The 19,673-nt window shown below is 72.4% G+C and carries 17 protein-coding genes and 2 pseudogenes; 9 read left to right on the top strand and 10 right to left on the bottom strand.

The genetic code is table 11. The annotated features are described in order from the left end of the window. Window positions 1-210 precede the first annotated feature (210 nt). Window positions 211-1,983 (bottom strand): NAD+ synthase, encoded by a 1,773-nt coding sequence (locus WBK31_RS23210; RefSeq protein WP_364055455.1) that lies wholly within the window; start codon window positions 1,981-1,983, stop codon window positions 211-213. Window positions 1,984-2,189: 206 nt separating this feature from the next. Continuing rightward, window positions 2,190-3,383: an MDR family MFS transporter gene (locus tag WBK31_RS23205; RefSeq protein ID WP_406673118.1), complete on the bottom strand. Its 1,194-nt coding sequence runs from the start codon at window positions 3,381-3,383 to the stop codon at window positions 2,190-2,192. 59 nt (window positions 3,384-3,442) lie between these two features. Between WBK31_RS23205 and WBK31_RS23200 the strand changes: the two genes are divergently transcribed. Then, a complete protein-coding gene (locus WBK31_RS23200; protein WP_364055449.1) occupies window positions 3,443-4,402 on the top strand; it encodes a DUF5937 family protein in 960 nt (319 codons plus the stop codon). Window positions 4,403-4,466: 64 nt separating this feature from the next. Here the strand turns inward: WBK31_RS23200 and WBK31_RS23195 are convergent, their stop codons facing one another. Then, the gene (locus tag WBK31_RS23195; RefSeq protein WP_364055446.1) at window positions 4,467-5,525 is read right to left on the bottom strand and encodes a terpene synthase family protein; all 1,059 of its coding nucleotides are present in this window, start codon (window positions 5,523-5,525) and stop codon (window positions 4,467-4,469) included. A 54-nt stretch (window positions 5,526-5,579) separates the two neighbouring features. Continuing rightward, complete coding sequence (locus WBK31_RS23190) at window positions 5,580-6,125, bottom strand: hypothetical protein (RefSeq protein WP_364055443.1); 546 nt, start codon at window positions 6,123-6,125, stop codon at window positions 5,580-5,582. A gap of 154 nt (window positions 6,126-6,279) precedes the next feature. On the opposite strand from WBK31_RS23190, the gene WBK31_RS23185 reads away from it, so the two are divergent. Further along, complete coding sequence (locus WBK31_RS23185; protein WP_364055440.1) at window positions 6,280-7,641, top strand: glutamine synthetase family protein; 1,362 nt, start codon at window positions 6,280-6,282, stop codon at window positions 7,639-7,641. Between the two features lie 269 nt (window positions 7,642-7,910). On the opposite strand, the gene WBK31_RS23180 is transcribed toward WBK31_RS23185, so the two are convergent. After that, a complete protein-coding gene (locus tag WBK31_RS23180) occupies window positions 7,911-8,504 on the bottom strand; it encodes an AAA family ATPase (protein WP_406673117.1) in 594 nt (197 codons plus the stop codon). A 526-nt stretch (window positions 8,505-9,030) separates the two neighbouring features. Between WBK31_RS23180 and WBK31_RS23175 the strand changes: the two genes are divergently transcribed. After that, window positions 9,031-9,756: a hotdog fold domain-containing protein gene (locus tag WBK31_RS23175; RefSeq protein ID WP_364055428.1), complete on the top strand. Its 726-nt coding sequence runs from the start codon at window positions 9,031-9,033 to the stop codon at window positions 9,754-9,756. Between the two features lie 58 nt (window positions 9,757-9,814). On the opposite strand, the gene WBK31_RS23170 is transcribed toward WBK31_RS23175, so the two are convergent. Next, window positions 9,815-10,669: an alpha/beta hydrolase gene (locus WBK31_RS23170; protein WP_364055425.1), complete on the bottom strand. Its 855-nt coding sequence runs from the start codon at window positions 10,667-10,669 to the stop codon at window positions 9,815-9,817. Window positions 10,670-10,720: 51 nt separating this feature from the next. On the opposite strand from WBK31_RS23170, the gene WBK31_RS23165 reads away from it, so the two are divergent. After that, window positions 10,721-11,431 (top strand): type 1 glutamine amidotransferase, encoded by a 711-nt coding sequence (locus WBK31_RS23165; protein WP_364055422.1) that lies wholly within the window; start codon window positions 10,721-10,723, stop codon window positions 11,429-11,431. Here WBK31_RS23165 and WBK31_RS23160 read toward each other — a convergent pair. Continuing rightward, entirely contained in the window at window positions 11,323-11,988 is a 666-nt protein-coding gene (locus WBK31_RS23160; protein ID WP_406673116.1) for an HXXEE domain-containing protein, read from the bottom strand. The two genes, WBK31_RS23165 and WBK31_RS23160, sit on opposite strands and share 109 nt — an antisense overlap. 39 nt (window positions 11,989-12,027) lie before the next feature. Between WBK31_RS23160 and WBK31_RS23155 the strand changes: the two genes are divergently transcribed. Further along, window positions 12,028-15,000 (top strand): bifunctional [glutamine synthetase] adenylyltransferase/[glutamine synthetase]-adenylyl-L-tyrosine phosphorylase, encoded by a 2,973-nt coding sequence (locus WBK31_RS23155; protein ID WP_378790213.1) that lies wholly within the window; start codon window positions 12,028-12,030, stop codon window positions 14,998-15,000. Between the two features lie 62 nt (window positions 15,001-15,062). Next, complete coding sequence (locus WBK31_RS23150; protein WP_406673115.1) at window positions 15,063-16,097, top strand: hypothetical protein; 1,035 nt, start codon at window positions 15,063-15,065, stop codon at window positions 16,095-16,097. A 66-nt stretch (window positions 16,098-16,163) separates the two neighbouring features. Here WBK31_RS23150 and WBK31_RS23145 read toward each other — a convergent pair. Continuing rightward, window positions 16,164-16,904, bottom strand: a pseudogene (locus WBK31_RS23145) (aminotransferase class I/II-fold pyridoxal phosphate-dependent enzyme); the annotation flags it as partial. Window positions 16,905-16,953: 49 nt separating this feature from the next. On the opposite strand from WBK31_RS23145, the pseudogene WBK31_RS23140 reads away from it, so the two are divergent. The 3 genes and pseudogenes from WBK31_RS23140 to WBK31_RS23130 form a co-directional block, all read left to right on the top strand. Continuing rightward, window positions 16,954-17,319, top strand: a pseudogene (locus WBK31_RS23140) (amino acid ABC transporter ATP-binding protein); the annotation flags it as partial. Between the two features lie 5 nt (window positions 17,320-17,324). Further along, window positions 17,325-17,876: a GNAT family N-acetyltransferase gene (locus WBK31_RS23135; RefSeq protein WP_378787601.1), complete on the top strand. Its 552-nt coding sequence runs from the start codon at window positions 17,325-17,327 to the stop codon at window positions 17,874-17,876. 184 nt (window positions 17,877-18,060) lie between these two features. Further along, the gene (locus WBK31_RS23130) at window positions 18,061-18,762 is read left to right on the top strand and encodes a phenylalanine--tRNA ligase beta subunit-related protein (protein ID WP_364055393.1); all 702 of its coding nucleotides are present in this window, start codon (window positions 18,061-18,063) and stop codon (window positions 18,760-18,762) included. Between the two features lie 5 nt (window positions 18,763-18,767). Here WBK31_RS23130 and WBK31_RS23125 read toward each other — a convergent pair whose 3' ends face one another. Continuing rightward, window positions 18,768-18,965: a DUF5708 family protein gene (locus WBK31_RS23125; RefSeq protein WP_364055390.1), complete on the bottom strand. Its 198-nt coding sequence runs from the start codon at window positions 18,963-18,965 to the stop codon at window positions 18,768-18,770. Between the two features lie 184 nt (window positions 18,966-19,149). Next, the gene (locus WBK31_RS23120; protein ID WP_364055387.1) at window positions 19,150-19,305 is read right to left on the bottom strand and encodes a hypothetical protein; all 156 of its coding nucleotides are present in this window, start codon (window positions 19,303-19,305) and stop codon (window positions 19,150-19,152) included. Window positions 19,306-19,673 lie beyond the last annotated feature (368 nt).

Genomic DNA, 19,673 nt, shown 5'->3' with positions numbered 1-19,673 from the left:
CACATTCCGGGTCCGCTAGGAGGTCCTCCCGCGCTCTGGGTTCCCCAGGCGGCTCTCTCACGCTCGGGGTTCCCCAGGCGGCTCTCCCGCGCTCTAGGTTCCCCTACGCGTTCCGGGTGAGGGTGCCGGGCGCCGGATTCCGTGGTGAAGCGACCCGTACGCGAAAAAGCCCCGGCTCAACGAAAGCCGGGGCCTTGCACGCGAACGGAGTCAGGTGGTCTCGCGCCAGCGGTTGGTGATCGGGAGGCGGCGGTCGCGCCCGAAGTTCTTCGGCGTGATCTTGGGGCCGGGCGGGTACTGCCGCCGCTTGTACTCCGCCAGGTCCACCAGCCGGATCACCCGCGCCACCAGGTCGGGGTCGTGCCCGGCCGCGATGAGCTCCTGCGAGCCCATGTCCTTCTCCACGTAGTCGTCGAGCAGCCGGTCGAGCACCTCGTACGGCGGCAGCGAGTCGGTGTCGCGCTGGTCGGGACGCAGCTCGGCGCTCGGCTCCTTGGTGATGGAGTTCTCGGGGATGGGCCGCTCGGCGTCGAGCAGGAAGCCGGGGAGCGTGTTGGCGTTGCGCCACTTGGCCAGCTCCCACACCATCGTCTTCGGGACGTCCTTGATGGGCGCGAAGCCGCCGGCCGAGTCGCCGTAGAGTGTGGAGTAGCCGGTGGCCAGCTCGCTCTTGTTGCCGGTGGTGAGCACCAGGTGGCCGTGCTGGTTGGACAGCCCCATGAGCAGCATGCCCCGCACCCGCGCCTGAAGGTTCTCGGCGGCCAGGCCGGACAGCTCGATCTCCTTCTCGTACGCGTTGACGATCTCGGCGATCGGCACCACCCGGGAGTGGACGCCCTGCCTGCGGACCAGCTCCTGCGCGTCGGTCAGCGAGTGGTCGGAGGAGTAGCGGGAGGGCATGAGGACGACGTGGACCCGCGAGGGGCCGATGGCGTCGGAGGCGATGGTGGCGGTCAGCGCGGAGTCGATGCCGCCGGACAGGCCGAGTATGACGGAGTCGAAGCCGTTCTTGGCCACGTAGTCGCGGACCGCGAGCACCAGCGCCGCGTAGACCTCGGCGTGCGTGTCGAGGCGCGGCGCGATCGTGGCCTGCTGCGCCGGGTAGGGGGCGACGGGCTCGTCCGACAGCACCAGGCGCTCGACCGTGATGGTGGAGCCGTCGCCCGCGTCGTACGGGTACGTCCCGGGCTCGGCGTCGGACACCGGCAGGTCGTCGAGGTCGACGATCAGCAGCTCCTCCTGGAACTGCCCGGCCCGCGCCACCAGCTCGCCGGAGGCGTCGACCACGATGGAGTCGCCGTCGAAGACCAGCTCGTCCTGCCCGCCGACCTGGTTGACGTAGACGAGCGCGCAGCCGGCCTCGCGGGCGCGCCGCGCGCACAGCTCCAGCCGTACGTCGTCCTTCTCCTTCTCGTACGGCGAGGCGTTCGGCGAGATGAGCAGCCCGGCGCCCGCCTGGCCCACGACGGCCACGGGGCCGCCCTCCTGCCAGAGGTCCTCGCACACCGCGATGGCCACGTCGACGCCGTGCAGCCGGAAGATGGGCAGCCGGTCGCCGCGCACGAAGTAGCGGTATTCGTCGAACACGCCGTAGTTGGGCAGGTGGTGCTTGGCGGTCCTGGTGACCACCTCGCCCCTGTGCAGCAGCGCGGCGGCGTCGAGCGGGGCGCCCTTGGGCTGCCCGACCCTGGGGGCGAGGTTGGCGCGGTCGACGTAGCCGACCACGACCGGCAGCTCGCCGAGGCCCTCGTCGGCGAGCCTGCGCGCCACCTCGTCAAGCGTCCTGATGCTGGCCTCCACGAAGGACGTGCGCAGCACCAGGTCCTCCACCGGATAGCCGGTGAGGAACATCTCGGTGAAGACGACGAGATGGGCCCCGCGTCCGGCGGCCTCGCGAGTCCACGAGATGAGCCGGTCGGCGTTGGCGCTCAGGTCGCCCACGGTCGGATTGGTCTGTGCCAGGGCAATGCGCAGTTGTGCCACGCGACCAGCCTAGTACGCCCCGATTTTTATCGTCCAAGAGACGAAAAGTGTGCTTTATCTCCTTTTGAAAGACCGGATCGGCGGCGGCGGGGGAGGACCCGGTCGGCGTGAGGGGAGACTGGATCGGCGGCGGTGGCCGGGTCTGCGGTGACGGGGAGACTGGATCGGTGGCGGGGGATCGGGTCGGCGGTGACGGGGAGGCCGGGTCAGCGGCGGCGGATGGCGGGACCGAGGAGGAGCATGCCGCCCGCCGCGATCGCGCCGACGCCGCCGATCGTGAACCACAGCGTCGCGGAGCCCCTCTCGAGCAGCACGCCGCCGAACGTCGGCGCCAGCACCGCCGCCAGCGACCAGGAGAACCCGAACAGCCCGGAGTAGCGCCCGCGCAGCTCTGGCGGTGCCAGCCTGGCGACGATCGAGCCGGGGATGCCGGCGGTGATGATCTCGCCCGCCGTCCACACCGCGATCGTCAGCACCAGCCCCCACATGGTGGTGACGAACGCGGTCATCGCGAACCCGGCCGCCATCACCGCCAGTCCCAGCGCGAACGTGCGCGCAGGGTCGTGCCGCCCCAGCCACCCCGACACCAGCGGCTGGACGACCACGATGAGCACGCCGTTCAGTGCCATGGCCAGGCCGTACTCGCCGGGCGTCAGCTTGACCACCTCGGTCATCGCCACCGGCAGCATGGAGAGCGTCTGGGAGTAGACCAGCGCATTGCCCAGGGCGACCAGCGTGAACCCGACCATGACCCGGTCGCGCAGCACCACGCCGAACCCGCCGCTCGACTCGCGGCCCTGCGGCCGGGTCTCCGGCACCGCCCGCCACACCAGCGCGGCGAAGACCAGGCAGGACACCGCGTCGATCCAGAACAGCCACAGGAAGCCGAGCTGCGCCAGCCAGCCCCCGGCCGTCACGCCGACCGAGTAGCCGAGGTTGATGCCCCAGAACAGCAGCCCGTACGCCCGCGGCCGCTCCTCGGGCGAGACCAGGTCGGCGACCAGGGCGTTGGAGGCCGGCCGGTAGATGTCCGTGACCAGGCCGAGGAAGAACATCGACACCAGGATCGCGGGCAGCGAGGTGCTGTAGCCCAGCGCCAGCATGAACGCGGCCGTGGCCACCATGCCGCCCGCGAGCGTGGCCCGGCGCCCGACGCGGTCGGTGAGCACACCCGCCAGGAACTGCGACAGCAGCGACCCGGCGCCGAACACGCCCATCACCAGGCCCGCGGCGGCGACCGGAAGGCCGCGGCTCTGGGTCAGGAAGACGCCGGTGAAGGGCATGACCATGGTGCCCAGGCGGTTCACCAGCGTGCCGCCCCACAACGCCCAGAAGGGGCGGGGCAGCCCGCCGATCTGCGCCTTGATGAAGGAGGGATTCTCGACAGTAGGCCTCGACACGCCCGATAGCGTGATATGTCGGAATTCGCGGCGCGAACGATTTAGGCAAGACTGAAAGCATGCCCATCACCTGGCGCTTCACATCGGATGACGTCGCCCGCATCCGCTTCGCGTTCTCCCCGATGTGGGAGCTGGTGGCCAGCCTGCGCACGCTGCGGGCGCCCGCCAGGCAGTCGGTCCACCTGCCCTGGCTCAAGGCCGTACGCCCCCGGCTGGCCGGGCTCGACCTCACCGAGCTGTTCGCGCTCGTGCCGCCGACCGGCTACCTCGCCGACTTCCTCACCCCGCCGCCCGACACGCCGATGCCGGACTTCGCCGATGAGCTCGGCCGGGTCAGGCGCAGCGACCCCGGACGGGTCACGGAGGAGGCGGCCCGGCTGCGGGCCGGCGCGCCCGAGGTGATCGACCGGTTCATGGCCGACCCCGAGGCCGGCATCGCGCGGGTGGCCGACACGCTGGAGGCGTACTGGGAGCGGTGCTTCGCCGAGTTCTGGCCCCGCGTGTACGGCCTGCTCGAACGCGACGTGCTGCGCCGTTCGCGCCGCCTCGCCCAGGGCGGGGCCCGCGAGCTGTTCGCCGGGCTCGCCCCCGCCGTGCGGTGGACGGGGGAGCGGCTGATCGTCGACCGCCCCTGTGACATCGAACGGCTCCACGGCGACGGGCTCGTGCTCGTGCCCAGCGCCTTCCACTGGCCGGCCGTGGCCGTGATGTCGGCTCCGTACCAGTCGATGCTCGTCTACCCCGTGGAGGGCGTCGGCACGCTGTGGGAGCAGGGCCCGCCGCCCGCGCCCGACGCGCTCGCCGCGCTGATCGGCAAGAGCCGGGCGCGCATCCTGCTCGCGCTCGCCGAGCCCGCCACCACCTCCGCGCTGGCCGCCCGCATGGACCTCACGCCCGGCGCGGTCAGCCAGCACCTGAGCGTGCTCAGCCGCGGCGGGCTGGCCGTGGGGATGCGGATCGGCAAGCAGGTCGTCTACCGCCGCACCCTCGCGGGCGACATGCTGGCCGGCACCCGCTGACCGCCCCGACGATCAGGGCCGACGATCAGGGCCGACGATCAGGGCCGACGATCAGGGCCGGTGATCAGGCGTACCGCTTCGACTCCAGCAACCAGTCGAGGTGGGCGCGCGGCGCCGCCAGATACGCGCACGCCACCTTGCTCACGTCCCGTGCCACCGCGGGCGCGAGGTCGTCGAGCGGCAGCCGCCGCGCGGCCTCGCGCATGTCCTCGCAGCGCCTGGCGATCCTGTCGAGCACCCAGGCCGTCGCCTCCCGCTCGCCCAGCCCGAGCTGCCGCATCGCGAGCACCACGAAGTTGTGCACGTCGCCGCGCTCCTTGGGCCGCGACGCGACGTCGTTGCACCACGCCGTGACGTCGCTGCAGGCGTCCACCAGCAGCCGCCACGGCTCCGACCGCTGCACCCAGACCGGCACCTCGACCCGCAGGCACGGCTCGACCAGGTCGTACAGGTACGGGCCCACGGTGCCCCTGCGCAGCGCCGGATACTCCTCGATCGTCGGCATCCGCCCCGCCGCCCGGTTGTCGGCCTCGGTGCGGCAGGCGTCGTACTGGCGCTGCAGTCCCACCGCGAACCTGGCCCGCCAGCTGTCGCTCATCCGCGCGCTCGTCACCCGCCACAGATCGGCGAAGGCCGCTTCGAGCGGATGGCGGGCGGCGCCCTTGAGCAGGCCGTGGAAGACGTCCAGCGGGCCCGACCGCTCGTCCAGCTCGTCGTCCAGGTGGAACAGCCACGTCAGCCACTGCGCGAACAGCGCCGCGGCCGCGGCGTCGAACTCGGAGAACACCCGGCCCGCCACCCGGTGGTAGCCGACGCCGGGATCGGCGGGCAGGCCCGTACGCCTGGCCCAGTCGATGACGGCCGCCTCGATCGCGTACACGGCCGGGTGCATCCGGCACTGCGCGGCCATCGCGGGCACCCGCTCGGTCAGCGGCAGCAGCGCCGTCGCGGGCGCGTGGCCCCTGCGCGGCAGCGGCAGCAGCGACGACAGCGCCGAGCGCAGCGCGGTGCGCACCGTGGACAGCACGGTGCCGGACGTGGACGGGCTTGCGGCTTGGCCCGATGGCGCGTCGGCGGGCGCGGGCTCCCCACTGTTCGAAGGACTGTTGACTGTGCTCTTCATGGGCTTTTCACCGTGTTCTCTACGTGCTTCTCACAGCGCTCTTCACAGTGCTCTTTACAGAGGGCCGAAAAGCCAGTTGCCGACGGCGTTGGGGTCGTCGCTGCGGTAGTAGTCGGCGAAGGCCGCGACCAGCTCGTCCGTGGTGAGCGCGCCCCTCGCGGACCTGTCGAGCCGGTCGAAGGCCTGGTCCACGTCGTCGTAGGCGACGCCGTACGCCGACAGCAGCGTCCTGAACTCGCCCATGCCGATCTCGCCGTCCCGGTCGCCGTCGCACAGCTCGGCCACCGCCACCGTGGCCGGCCGGAACACCGGGTCGTAGTGCTCGCCGGTGACGAACGCCGCGGTCATCCCCTTGAGGAAGTCGGGGCGCGCGATGCCGGAGTCGCCGTCGCGTTCGAGCGCGTACGAGAGCGTGAACCAGATGCGGTCGAAGCCGTCGACGAGGCGCGCCCCGGTGACCGAGGTGGGGGACTCCCCGAAGCCCACCAGGATGCGGGCGCCCAGCCCCAGCAGGTCCTCACGCTCGACGACGCCGTTGCCGTTCGCGTCGATGTGGTCGAACGCCCGATCGAGCTTGTGATTGAGCAGGTCGATGGCCACCAATGCCTCCCCCGAGACTGACTGCGTTGATCACAGTAGGTCGGGGGAGGCCCTTTGTCAGCGAGGCTCGCACCGGCGACCCTCGTAACGTGTGCGAAACACGGACACGGCATGCTGGTAAGTGACCTGTAGTTTCGTCGATCGAGGGGATGCTGTGGACCGCCAGCAGGAGTTCGTGCTCCGCACGCTCGAGGAACGCGACATCCGGTTCATCCGGCTGTGGTTCACTGACGTGCTCGGCTTCCTCAAGTCCGTGGCGATCGCGCCCGCCGAGCTCGAAGGCGCCTTCGCCGAGGGCATCGGGTTCGACGGCTCGGCGATCGAGGGCTTCGCCCGCGTCTACGAGTCCGACATGCTGGCCAAGCCCGACCCGGCGACGTTCCAGATCCTGCCCTGGCGCAGCGAGGCGCCCGGCGCGGCCCGCATCTTCTGCGACATCCTCATGCCCGACGGCTCGCCGTCCCACGCCGACCCGCGCTGGGTGCTCAAGCGCACGCTCGCCAAGGCCGCCGACATGGGGTTCACCTTCTACACCCACCCCGAGATCGAGTTCTTCCTGCTCAAGAGGAAGCCGGAGCCGGGCGAGCGGCCCGAGCCCATCGACTCGGGCAGCTACTTCGACCACACGCCGCACAGCGCGGGCCACGACTTCCGCCGCCAGGCGATCATGATGCTGGAGTCGATGGGCATCTCCGTCGAGTTCAGCCACCACGAGGGCGCGCCCGGCCAGCAGGAGATCGACCTGCGCTACGCCGACGCGCTCACCACGGCCGACAACATCATGACCTTCCGCCTGGTCATGAAGGAGGTCGCGCTGGAGCAGGGCATCTGGGCCTCGTTCATGCCCAAGCCGTTCACCGAGCACCCCGGCTCCGGCATGCACACCCACATGTCGCTGTTCGAGGGCGACAGAAACGCCTTCTACGAGGCCGGCGCCGACTACCAGCTGTCCAAGGTGGGCCGCTCGTTCATCGCGGGCCTGCTCAGGCACGCCGCCGAGATCACCGCCATCACCAACCAGTGGGTCAACTCCTACAAGCGGCTGTGGGGCGGCGCGGAGGCCATCGCCGGGCAGGGCGGCGAGGCGCCCTCCTACATCTGCTGGGGCCACAACAACCGCTCGGCCCTGGTCCGGGTGCCGATGTACAAGCCGCACAAGACCGGCTCGACCCGCATCGAGTTCCGCTCGCTCGACTCCGCCTGCAACCCGTACCTCGCCTTCGCGCTCATCCTGGCCGCCGGGCTCAAGGGCATCGAGCAGGGCTACGAGCTGCCCGCCGCCGCCGAGGACAACGTCTGGACCCTCACCAGCGCCGAGCGCCGCGCCCTGGGCATCCAGCCGCTGCCCGGGTCGCTCCACGACGCCATCGAGGTCATGGAGCGCAGCGAGCTGGTGGCCGAGACGCTGGGCGAGCACGTCTTCGACTTCTTCCTGCGCAACAAGCGCACGGAGTGGCGCGAATACCGCCGCACCGTGACCGAGTTCGAGCTGGGCCGCTACCTGCCGATCCTCTGACCCGAGCCCGCAGCCGGCCCCGGCCCGCAGGCGCGCTGCGGGCCGGGGCGGGGCGCCGCACGACCGGGGGCTTGCAGCGCTGGGGTGCCGCTGCCGTCTGGAGGCGCCTGCGGTGCTGGGGTGACCGCTACCCCGGTGGGGGCCCGTGGTCCTGGGGTGCCGCTGCCGTCCGGCGGAGCCTGCGGTGCTGTGGCGCCGCCGCCGTCCGGCGAGTCTCGCCACCTGCGGGTTCTCGCCGTTTCTCCGGCCCCGCCGGCTGCGCGTGGGCGTCACCCGCTGATGTGGTGGGCGGGGGTGTCGAAGACGATGGCCTCCAGCAGGTCGGCCTGGGCGCGGTCCACGACGTGCGCGCCCGCGGCCGGGGCGGGGTCGCCGCCTTTGACGCGGGTCAGCAGGCTCCGCACCCGGCGCTGGTGGCGGGCGAACGTCCGCGGCGAGACCACCCGGCCCCGCGCACGCTGCCCGGCCAGCGCCTCCTCGGGCGGCGCGTCCAGCAGCAGCAGGTGGAAGTCCGCGCCGTGCCTGCGGGCCAGCCAGGCGAAGCCGCGCAGCACGTACGGCGCGCAGCCCCGGTTGTGCGCCACCACCGACGCGCCCTGCGCCAGCGCCCGCCGGATGCGGCTCACGTGGGTGACGAACACCACGGCCCGCCGCAGCGGGTAGGGCGCCCAGGTGAGCCTGCCGTCCCAGCGCCGCCGCGACTGCGATGAGTCGATCACCACGACCGTGCCGGCGGTCACGGGCACGCTCTCGTCGCCGTGCAGGCCGTACAGGCGGCGCAGCAGCGTGCTCTTGCCCGCGCCCGGCAGCCCCGTCAGGATGACCAGGGACCCCGGCGGGTACCGCAGCCTCGCCCCCTCCACGCTCCCCACCCCCGCCGATCACGCCTTTTCCGATCTTGTACGCCGCGCCAGGATAGGCCGTGCGCACCTCCAGCCTCTGCGACACCGGCGAAATCCGCGCACTCCCGGCTCCGGCGGGCCGCCCGGTACGGGGGTCAGGACGGGTGCTGACCAGGGGCGATCGGGCATGCCTGCGCATGCTTTGACGGGCTCCTCACCGGATTCGGCGGAATCGTTCGCGGCATGCGGGAAACCCCGTTAAGGTACTGCCAACGCCTTGATCGGCCTCACTCCTGAAGTGGTTCGGAGTGAGGCCGATTTTCGTTCCTTCTCACGCCCGGGACACGTCCCCGCGATGCGCGGCACCTATCGTCGTGAAACCCCCTGGGCGAGGGAAGTTTCGGGCCCCTTCGAGGCGTTATGGAGGAGCACCGAGTGGCCGCCAGGACCCCCGTCCCCTGGTAAAGCGGGAGTCCAGTAAAATCGGCCTGCTCTTTACGATATTTTCGGACTTTTCGCCGATTGGGGCGATATAGGAGGGTGTGGCATGACGACGGCTGCCTTGCAGACCGTGTTGACCGTTCCCAAGCGCTTCCGTGGTCCCGTGGGCGTCGCCAATGGCGGCTGGATCGCGGGCACCATGGAGGAGGCGCTGAACGGTGGCCGATCAGGTAGCCGATCAGCCGTCGAGGTCACCCTGCACGCTCCGACTCCGCTGGAGACCGAGCTGCGTCTCGACCACATGGCCAACTCCGCCTCCCTTTTCCACGGCGACAAGCTGCTGGTCGAGGCCATCCCCGTGACGGAGGACCTCGAGGGCCCCGGCTTCGTGCCGTTCAACGACGCGGCCCGCGCCGAGGCCGGGTTCGCGGGCCTGCGCAAGCACCCGTTCGCCGAGTGCTTCGCCTGCGGCCTGCGCGAGCCCGGTGACGGCCTGCGCATCTTCCCCGGCCCGGTCGAGGGCAGTGACCTGGTGGCGGCCGGCTGGCGGGTGCCGTTCACGGTGACCGACGAGGACGGCGTCCCGGCCTCCATCATCGGCGCGGTGCTCGACTGCATCACCGGCTGGGCCCACTTCGGCCCGGGCGAGAGCGCCCTGCTGGGCCGGCTGACCCTGCAGATCCGCGGTGAGATCCTGCCGGGCGGCCGCTACTCCGTGGTGGCCCGCCCGACCGGCCGCGACGGCCGCAAGCTCTACGGCCAGAGCGGCATCTACGAGGTGGACGGCACGCTGGTCGCGGCGGCCAAGGCCACCTGGATCGCTCCACGCTGAACCGCGTAGCGCAAGGGGCCTCCGAGCGCGTCTCGGAGGCCCCTTCGCATGTCCGGGGTCAGGACGTGAGCCGCTCCACGACGATGTCCGCGCAGCGCTCGTCGAACAGGATCGTGTAGTGATTGCAGTCGGGCACCACCTCGTCGCGCAGCTTCGGCAGGCGCTCGATCCAGGGCCTGACGAGATCGTCGGGCAGCATCCCCACCGGCTGGTCGAGCAGGCCGCGCGGGGCCCGCAGCAACGTCAGCGGCGCGGAGATCCGCTCAAGGGCCGCCGCGATCCTGTCCCGCTCGGCGTGCAGCCACCGGCCGTCCTCCAGCACCGCCTCGCCGACCGCCCGCGGCCGCAGCGCGCCCTCGGGCCCGGTGAGGTCATAGCGCGCGTACGCCTCGACGTCGTCGGTCCACTTGCCGGCGAAGGCCGGGTGGGCCTTGAAGAACTCCACGTACTCCTCGGGCGAGGCGTACGTCTGCCGCAGCCGTTCCAGCGCCGGGCCCAGCAGGGCCCGGGTGGCCGTGTCCGGATCCTGGCCTTCGGGCAGCGGGGCGAACGGGATGCCGCCGTCCACCAGCACGACCTTGGCGAACTCCCGCTGCGCGGCGGCCAGCACGGCCACGTACGCGCCCATCGAGTGCCCGGTCAGCACCGCGCCGGGCCCCGCGCCGACGCGCTCGGCGATCCGCAGCACGTCCTCGGCGTGCCGGTCCAGCCCGTACGGGCCGGGCAGCGAGTCGCTGTGCCCGCGTCCGCGCAGGTCGATGGCGACCAGCGACCAGCCGTCCGGCAGCCGCCTGCCCACCGTCGCCCAGGCCATGAGCGAGGCCGAGATGCCGTGCGCGGCGACGATCTTGCGCGGGCCCTTGCCGAACGTGGCGATGCGCTGCCCGTCCACCTCAGCGAATTCAACAGTCATGCGGGGCAGCATAGAGACCGGCACTGGCAAAATGGCCGGATAATTGTGGATATGCGGATCACGGTCATCGAACACGAGGCCGAGGCCGGTCTCGGGTACCTCGCCGGCTGGCTCGGCGTTCCCTGCGACGTCGTGCGGCCCTACCTGGGGCAGGAGGTGCCGGAACGGGCGGCCGACGGGCTGATCGTGCTCGGCGGCGCGGCGGCGGCCTGGGAGGACGAGCGCAGCCCCTGGCAGCCCGCCACCCGCGACCTGCTGCGGCGCGCCGTGGACGAGGGCACGCCCACGCTGGGCATCTGCCTGGGCGCGCAGCTGCTCACCATGGCCTGCGGCGGCACGGTCGAGCGCGGCCCGGCCGGCCTTGAAGTGGGCGCGTGCGAGGTGATCGCGCTGCCCGCCGCCGCCTCCGACCGGCTCTTCTCGGGCGTCGGCGAGCGGGCGGTGGCCGTGCAGTACCACCAGGACGCGATCACGCGGCTGCCGGACGGCGCGGTGCCGCTGTTCACCGGAGACCGCTACCCCAACCAGGGCTACCGCCTGGGCGAGGCGGCCTGGGCGGTGCAGTTCCATCCGGAGGCCACGCCCGAGATCTTCGCCGCCTGGACGGCGCAGTCCGCTCACTCCGCCGAAGGTGACAGCCTGAGCGCCCAGGGCTACCGAGCCGAGGAGCTGAACGCCGAGGTGAAGGCCGCCGAGGACCGGCTGGTGGCGACCTGGCGCCCGGTGGCCGAGGCTTTCGGGGCCCTGGTCAAGAACTCCTGAGCCCGCCGCGCCAGGGTCTGCGCGTTCTTCGAGTTCCCGCGGCGGCCGGTGAGGGCGTGGGCGAGCGCGTGCACGCCCGCCAGCACCAGCGGCAGCGCCGCCAGACCGCCCGTACGCGACGTCACCGGCACCTCGGCGGCCCGTAGCCGCCGCCAGGCCCACACCGCGTACGGGAGCACCACCAGGGGAGCGGTCACCACGCCGGGCACGTACCCCCTGACCAGCGCCGCCTGCGCCAGATGCAGCACCCCGTGCACCCCGAACCCGGCCAGCGCCGCCTGGAAGACCGGGCTGCGCCCGCCCGTACGCGCTCCCAAGGCCGCCGCGCCCGCGACGACCCCGCCCATGAGCCCGATGGCCGCGTTCACGTGCGCCTGCGACACCTCAAACCGCTCCCACGGCACCCCGGGGAAGCAGGACTCCAGCCGGGGCCGCGCCTGCCGCGTCCACCGCGCCATCGTGGCCAGCTCCTCGGCGTCGTGCACGACCCACGCCCCCAGCAGCCCCCACGCCACACCGGCGGGGACCCGGCCCGCCACTCCCTCGTCCCGGCTCATCAGCACGCCTCCTCGATTGCAACGCAACGTTGCGTTGTGATGTCATGCTACGGCCGTACGGGAAAGAGCTGTCAAGATGGAGGGGTGCCCAGGATCGAATCCACCGCGGCCAGGCTCGCCAAACTCGGTTTCGCCGACGGCGCCAGGGCCGCCCAGCTGGTCAGCCAGTCACCGGCCGATCTCGACGACATCCTGGAGGCGCTGGTCGACGTCGCCGATCCCGATCAGGCGCTGGTCTCGCTCACCCGGCTGATCGAGCGCGAGCCCGCCGTCCTCGCCACGGTGCGCGGCGACGACCGGCTCAGGAGCCGCCTGCTGGCCGTGCTCGGGGTGAGCGCGGCGCTCGGCGACCACTTCGTCCGCCACCCCGGCCACATCGCCCTGCTGGCGCAGGACGGCCTCGGCGACGCCAGGGCCGAGCTGCTGCGCGCCGTCGGCGCGGAGCCGGACGAAAGCGAGCCGCGCGCGCAGGCCGGCGGCAACGACGCGCTCACGGCCCTGCGCGTGGCCTACCGCGGCAGGCTCGCCCACCTGGCAGCGCGCGACCTCACCGGCACGCTCACGCTGCAGGAGGTCACCGCCGAGCTGTCCGAGCTCGCGGGCGCCGCGCTGGAGGCCGCGCTCGCCATCGCGCGCGCCGAGATCGACGCCTCCGACGTGCGCTTGGCGGTCATCGGCATGGGCAAGTGCGGCGCCAGGGAGCTCAACTACATCAGCGACGTCGATGTGATCTTCGTCGCGGAGCCCAAGGACGGCGCCGACGAGACCAAGGCGCTGCGCACGGCCACCCGGCTCGCCCAGGCCATGATGCGGGCCTGCTCGGCCACCACCTCCGAGGGCTCGCTGTGGGAGGTCGACGCCGGGCTGCGGCCCGAAGGGCGCTCGGGGCCGCTGGTCCGCACGCTGGAGAGCCACCTCGCCTACTACCGCCGCTGGGCCAAGACGTGGGAATTCCAGGCGCTGCTCAAGGCCAGGCCGGTGGCGGGCGACCTCGACCTCGGCGCCTCCTACGTCGCCGCCGTCAACGAGATGGTCTGGTCGGCCGCCACCCGCGAGCACTTCGTCGAGGACGTCCAGGCCATGCGCCGCCGGGTCGAGGCCCACGTGCGCGAGCAGGGCGACCGGCATCTCAAGCTGGGGCCAGGCGGGCTGCGCGACATCGAGTTCGCCGTGCAGCTGCTCCAGCTCGTGCACGGCAGGCTCGACCCGCTGCTGCGCCGCAGGGCCACGCTGCCCGCGCTGGCCGCGCTCTCCCGGGGCGGCTACGTCGGGCGCGACGACTCGCGGAGCCTGGCCGAGGCGTACTCGTTCCTGCGCCAGGTCGAGCACCTGCTGCAGCTCCACCGGATGCGCCGCACCCACGTCGTGCCCACCGACGAGGCCGATCTGCGCCGCCTCGGACGGGCGCTCGGCATGTACGCCGACCCGGTGGGGGAGTTCACCACCCGGTGGCGCCGCCACGCGATGGAGGCCAGGCGGCTGCACGAGAAGCTGTTCTACCGGCCGCTGCTGCAGGCCGTGGCGCGGCTGCCGGAGTCGGAGGCGCGGCTGTCCGCCTCGGCCGCCGAGGCCCGGCTGAAGGCTCTCGGCTACGTCGATCCCGCCGGCGCGCTGCGCCACATCGCCGCGCTGTCCACCGGCGTCTCCCGGCGGGCCGCGATCCAGCGCACGCTGCTGCCGGTGATGCTCGGCTGGTTCGCCGACACGCCCGACCCCGACGCCGCGCTGCTCGGCTTCCGCCAGGTCAGCGACAAGCTCGGCAGCACGCCGTGGTACCTGCGGCTGCTGCGCGACGAGACCGCCGTCGCGGCCAGGATGGCGCGGCTGCTCGGCACCAGCCGCTACGCCACCGGCCTGCTCATGCACGCCCCAGAGGCGGTCGCCATGCTGGGCTCCGACGACGAGCTGACCCCGCGCCCGCCCGAGTCGCTGCTGGGCGAGGCGTCGGCGGCGGTCTCCCGGCACGGGGGCGACCCCGAGGGCGCCGTCACCGCGGTGCGGGCGTTGCGGCGCAAGGAGCTGTTCCGCACGGCCGTGGCCGACATCTCCGGCCTCATCGACATCGAGACCGTCGGCACGGCGCTGTCGCGGCTCAACGACGTGACGCTGCAGGCGGCGCTCGACGCGGCGTTCGGCGAGGCGCGCGAGCTGACCTCGTTCGCGATCATCGCGATGGGCAGGCTCGGCGGTATGGAGTGCTCCTACGCCAGCGACGCCGACGTGATGTTCGTGCACTCGCCGCTGCCCGGCGTGGACGAGCGGGCGGCCACCGACGCCGCCTTCGCCGTCGCCAACGAGGTGCGCAGGCTGCTGGCGCTGCCCGCGCCCGACCCGCCCCTGCACGTCGATCCTGGCCTGCGCCCCGAGGGCCGCCAGGGGCCGCTGGTGCGCACGCTGGCCTCCTACCGCTCCTACTACGAGCGCTGGTCGTCGCCGTGGGAGGCGCAGGCGCTGCTGCGGGCCAGGTTCTCGGCGGGCGACCCCGAGCTGGGCGAGGCGTTCACGGCCGTGATCGACGAGCTGCGCTACCCGCGCGACGGGCTGAGCGCCGGCGCGGTCAGGGAGATCAGGCGGCTCAAGGCCCGCATGGAGGCCGAGCGGCTGCCGCGCGGCGCCGACCCGGCGCTGCACACCAAGCTCGGCCCCGGCGGGCTGTCCGACGTCGAGTGGGTGGCCCAGCTCCTGCAGCTGCGCCACGCCGGCACGCGGCCGTCGTTGCGCACCACGCGCACGCTGGAGGCGCTGCGCGCGGCCGTGGCCGAAGAGCTGCTCGCGCCCGAGGACGAGGCGGTGCTGGCCGAGGCGTGGCGCTTCGCCTCCCGCGTCCGCGACGCGATCATGCTGGTCAAGGGCCGGCCCGGCGACAGCGTCCCGAAGGACTCCACCGAGCGCGGGCTGATCGCCCGCACGCTCGGCTACCCGCCCGAAGGCTCTGAGGACTTCCTCGACGACTACCGCCGGGTCACCCGGCGCGCCCGCAAGGTGGTGGAACGCGTCTTCTACGGCGACTGATCCGCATTTCCGGGGGTTCCTGATGCGCTGCGTCATTGCGCCATCACCCCCGCGGGTGTTTCATGGCCGCCGTGTTATCCGTGTATCTGGACCTCGCACTCGGCCTGGTCGTGACGTTCCTGCTGCTGTCGTTGCTGGTGAGCGGCATCAACGAGGCCGTCGTACGGCTGCTGTCCATCCGCAGCAAGTTCCTGTGGGCCTATCTCAGGGACACCATGGACGGCGCGGGACCCCACGGTTCATGGCTGCCCACGAGGGTGGTCGACGTGTTCAAGACGATGCCGTTCCTCCGCGACCCGCGGCCCGCCCACGAGGCCAGGCCCGCGCCCGCCAGCGCCGGCGAGGTGCCGGAGACCGGCACCGGCGCCTCCATGATCAACCTGCTGTACGAGCGGGTCAGGGAGATCGACCACGGCAAGCAGGGCAGGACCAGCATCGCCGAGATCCCGCCCGCCAGGTTCGCGGTGGCGGTGATGGAGCTGGCCGCCGCGAACGGCGACGTCGAAGGCCTCCTGGCCAGGCTCAAGCAGATGGGCAGCCCGCTCTACGGCCACCTCAAGGGCGTCTGGGAGTCCGCGCAGGGCGACCTCGACCGGTTCAGGAAGGGCGTCGAGAGCTGGTTCGACGGCGAGATGGAACGCCTGTCGATGCTCTACAAGCGCTACGCCAAGTGGGTGCTCGCCGTGCTGGGCGTCGCGGTGACGCTGCTGTTCAGCATGGACGGCCTGGAGTACGCCAAGACGCTGCTGCGCGACGACGCCTTCCGCGCCTCGGTGACGGCCGTGGCCGGGTCGGGGCAGGGCGCGTACGACGAGCTGAAGGCCCGCTGCACCGGCGCCGGCGATCCGGTCACCTGCGTCACCGAGACGCTCAGCGAGCCCGCGCTGGTCAAGCTGATGGGCCAGGCGCTGGTCAGCGTCTCGCTCCCGGCCGACGGCGAGCCTGAGGTGCGTTGGAACGGCGGCGCGTGGTGGGACCGCGTCAGCACGCCGAGCCACTGGCCCGGCTTCGTGCTGACCTCCGTCGCGCTGCTGTTCGGCGCGCCGTTCTGGTGGGACGTGCTGCGCCGCATCGCCGGGCTCAGGTCGCGGCGCTGACAGCGCGTCGCGTACGGGGACCCAGAGCACCAGCCCGTCGCCGCCGCCGGTGCGCACGCCGCGCGCCGCCAGCTCGGCGGCCATCCGCGCCCGCCGCCGCGCGTAGACCTCGCGGGCGCGGGCCACGCACGCCTGCGCGCCCGCGTCCTCGAGCAGGTGGGCGAGCGCGTCCTGAAGGATCCTGCTCGTCCAGCCGGTGCCGAAGCTGCGCAGCACGCGCACCCGCTCCACCGCGTCGGCCGCGCCGCCGATCACCGCGATCCGCAGGTCCGGCCCGTGCGACTTCGAGTACGAGCGCACCAGCACCGTACGGTCGGGAAAGCGCGTCCCCATGCTGACCATCGGCGAGACCGACAGCTCGCCGATGCCGTCGTCCTCCACGATGAGCGTGGTGGCCGGCTCCAGCAGGCCGGCCAGCTCCGCCGAGCGCTCCGGCGTGACCGCGTGCCCGCACGGCGACTGCCCGCGCGGCTGGTAGACGAACGCCACCGGCCGCGCCTTCAGCGCCTTGGCCAGCGCGTCCGGCAGCGGCCCTTCCTCGTCGCAGGCGACCGGGATGATCTGTACGCCGATCGTCTCCAGGATGTCCAGGTCCACGGCCAGGCGGTCGCCCCAGTGGCCGAGCCGCTCATACCGGATGGGGCGCGGCGCGTCGGGCGGCCCGAGCACCACCGTGCCGCGCCGCCGATCGGTCTTGATCATGCCGTGCCTGCGCAGCTCCGACCATGCCTCCGCGACCGTGCCCGAGCTGACGCCGAGCTCCCTGGCCAGGCCGCGGACCGTGGGCAGGCGCGCCTGCGCCGTCACCGTCCCCTCCCTGATGAGGTCGGTGAGTGCGGCGGCGATGCCGCGCGCGCTGCTGCGCCGCGTCGGCCTGGAGGACAAGGCGGACAGCTACCCCCGCCGGCTCCCGGGCGGCCGGCAGCAGCGGGTCGCGATCGCCAGGGCCCTCGCCATGCGGCCCAAGCTCATGCTGTTCGACGAGCCCACCAGCGCGCTCGACCCCGAGCTCGTCGGCGAGGTACTGGCCACCATGAAGAGCCTCGCCGAGGACGGCCTCACCATGATCGTGGTGACCCACGAGATCGGGTTCGCCCGCGAGGTGGCCGACCGCGTGGTGTTCATGGACGGGGGAGTGGTCGTCGAGTCCGGCCCGCCGGCCAAGGTGCTGGACGATCCGAGCAACGAGCGGACCAAAGCGTTCCTGAGCCGCGTACTGTAGCTCTGATGGAAACGGCTCGACTGGAAACAGAGCGGTTGATCATGCGCAGGTGGCGCGAAGAGGACCGCGAGCCCTTCGCCGCCATGAACGCCGACCCCGAGGTCATGGAGCACTTCCCGGCCCTGCTCACCCGCGAGCGGAGCGACGCCCTCGTCGACCGGATCGAGCGGCACTTCGACGAGCACGGCTACTCGCTGTGGGCGCTCGAACTGCGCGGCAGCGGGCGGTTCATCGGCTTCGCCGGGCTGATGCTCCAGACCTTCGACGCACCGTTCCTCCCGGCCGTCGAGATCGGCTGGCGGCTGGCCCGCTCCGCGTGGGGCCACGGCTACGCCATCGAGGCCGCCAGGCGCGCCGCCCGCTACGCCTTCGAGGAGGCCGGCCTCGACGGGCTCATCTCGATGACGGCCGTGCAGAACCGGCGGTCGCGGTCGGTCATGGAGCGCCTGGGCATGACCCGCGATCCGGCCGAGGACTTCGACCACCCCCTCGTCCCGAAGGACAGCCCGATCTCCCGCCACGTGCTGTACCGCCTGCGCCGCCCCGCGACGACCTGACCCCGGCCAACGGCGGCCCGGACCGGCCCCTGGCGACGCGACCCGGCCGCTGGTGACGCGACCGGCCGCTGATGGCGTGGCCCGGCCGCGTTGACCGGGCGCCGGGGCCGCCCCGCTATAGGCTGCCGGAAGAAGATCCCGATCCCGGCAGCCTGCACAGCGCAGTACAGGGGAGTGAGGACCGATGCGTTTCCAGCATTCGCCCGCCATCTGGAACGACTTCCCCGCACTGGTCCCCGCGGCGCTCTACGCCGAGGGCATCACGCCCGAGGTGTCCGTGGCGGACCGCGTGCCCGCGTACGCCGCGCGCGCCGCGGCCAGGCTCGCCACCGCCTCCGAAAGCGACCTGCCGGAGATCCAGGCCTGGCGGCGGGCCTTCTCCCGCATGGGCCTGAAGCCCACGCAGTACCGGTGCGCCTCGGAGTCGCTGCTGCGTCGCTTCAGGAAGGAGGGCGCGCTGCCGTCCCTGCACCTGCTGGTGGACCTGTGCAATGCGATCTCCATCGCGTACGCGGTGCCGATCGCGGTCTTCGACGTCTCGCGGATCGCCCGCTACCTCGAGGTCCGCCACGCCACCGGCGACGAGACGTACCTGACCTTCTCCGGCGAGACCGAGCACCCCGCCCCCGGCGAGGTGATCTTCGCCGACGCCGAGGGCCGCGCGCACGCCCGCCGCTGGACCAACCGCCAGAGCGGCCTGTCGGCCGTGCGCGACTCGACGTCGAACGTGCTGATCGTCGCCGAGGCCCTGCACGCCTCGGCCCCGGCCGACATGGACTCCCTGGTGGCCACCCTCACGACCGAGCTGAACGCGCTCTGGCCGGTCACCCCGAAGTCGGCCGTCCTCACCGCCGCCGAACCCGCCTTCGACTTCGCCGGCGACTAGGCCGGTCAGCCGCGGGCGTCGCCGGGGCGCAGGACCTTGTAGAGGCCGTACAGGGCCTCCACCCCGCCGATCACCATGAGGACGACGCCGATCTTGGACGGGGTGAAGACGAAGATCTCCTCATCGAGCCCGAACAACCAGAGCGCCAGCCCCACCACGAAGGTGAGCGAACCGGTGAACAGCGTCTTCCTGGCAGAGGCCATGAATAATCCTCACAAAGGGGATTCGCGTGCTGATGACCCTGCACACCCTAGTGAGGGGCGCCCCGGCGGGGCCTCCTGCCGCTGAGGGAGATCGCCGTACACCTTTCGGCTGACCCCCGTACGCTCACCCGCAGCGCTCCTGCGCGCGCGGGCCGCCACCGGGGCGTCCGTGACGGTCCGGCGCTCACCACCGGTCGTGGCGGCCGCGCAGCTTGTCGAGCAGGCCGTGCAGCCGCTGCCGCTGACGGGGGTCGCGCGTCATGCGCCTGCCCTTGTCGACGTGCCTGCGGCCCTCAGGGCTGCTCAGGAAGTGGCGAACCTTGTTCATCAGGGATGTCATGATCTCCTCCTCGGGTTTCGCCATCCTCTACCCCGGATACCGGCTGGTTCACGGGACCGCCCGGCCCCGACCGCCCGGCGCACGCCACGGCACGGGGCGTGGGAGGGGGCGTGTCCGGCGTGCGTGGTGGGGGGCGTGTCCAGTCGCGTGGGTGGGGGCGTGTCCGGGTCGCGTTCGCGGGGGCAGATTTGGTCGCGTCGGCGGGTGTATCCGGGTCGCCAGAGCGAGAGCACGCCGGCGGGGCGTGTCCGGACGTTACGGCGCGGGTGCGGAACAGGGCGCGCCCGGTCGCCAGGGCGCGTCGGCGTAGGGCCGTCACCCCACGGCCGCGCGGGCCCGCCGCACGCGGGGTCGTCACCCGGCCGGCC

The sequence above is a fragment of the Nonomuraea sp. N2-4H genome (assembly GCF_045291505.1).
Taxonomy (GTDB): Bacteria; Actinomycetota; Actinomycetes; order Streptosporangiales; family Streptosporangiaceae; genus Nonomuraea; species Nonomuraea fastidiosa.
The sequence above is the reverse complement of the archived record's forward strand: the minus strand, read 5'-3'. Positions and strand labels throughout refer to the sequence as shown.

Coding starts and splice junctions, on each gene's coding strand:
- WBK31_RS23200 (WP_364055449.1), top strand. CDS start 3,443: ATGCCCATCACCTGGCGCTTCACATCGGATGACGTCGCCCGCATCCGC.
- WBK31_RS23195 (WP_364055446.1), bottom strand. CDS start 5,525: ATGAAGAGCACAGTCAACAGTCCTTCGAACAGTGGGGAGCCCGCGCCC.
- WBK31_RS23175 (WP_364055428.1), top strand. CDS start 9,031: ATGACGACGGCTGCCTTGCAGACCGTGTTGACCGTTCCCAAGCGCTTC.
- WBK31_RS23170 (WP_364055425.1), bottom strand. CDS start 10,669: ATGACTGTTGAATTCGCTGAGGTGGACGGGCAGCGCATCGCCACGTTC.
- WBK31_RS23165 (WP_364055422.1), top strand. CDS start 10,721: ATGCGGATCACGGTCATCGAACACGAGGCCGAGGCCGGTCTCGGGTAC.
- WBK31_RS23160 (WP_406673116.1), bottom strand. CDS start 11,988: ATGAGCCGGGACGAGGGAGTGGCGGGCCGGGTCCCCGCCGGTGTGGCG.
- WBK31_RS23155 (WP_378790213.1), top strand. CDS start 12,028: ATGTCATGCTACGGCCGTACGGGAAAGAGCTGTCAAGATGGAGGGGTG.
- WBK31_RS23150 (WP_406673115.1), top strand. CDS start 15,063: ATGGCCGCCGTGTTATCCGTGTATCTGGACCTCGCACTCGGCCTGGTC.
- WBK31_RS23135 (WP_378787601.1), top strand. CDS start 17,325: ATGGAAACGGCTCGACTGGAAACAGAGCGGTTGATCATGCGCAGGTGG.
- WBK31_RS23130 (WP_364055393.1), top strand. CDS start 18,061: ATGCGTTTCCAGCATTCGCCCGCCATCTGGAACGACTTCCCCGCACTG.
- WBK31_RS23125 (WP_364055390.1), bottom strand. CDS start 18,965: ATGGCCTCTGCCAGGAAGACGCTGTTCACCGGTTCGCTCACCTTCGTG.
- WBK31_RS23120 (WP_364055387.1), bottom strand. CDS start 19,305: ATGACATCCCTGATGAACAAGGTTCGCCACTTCCTGAGCAGCCCTGAG.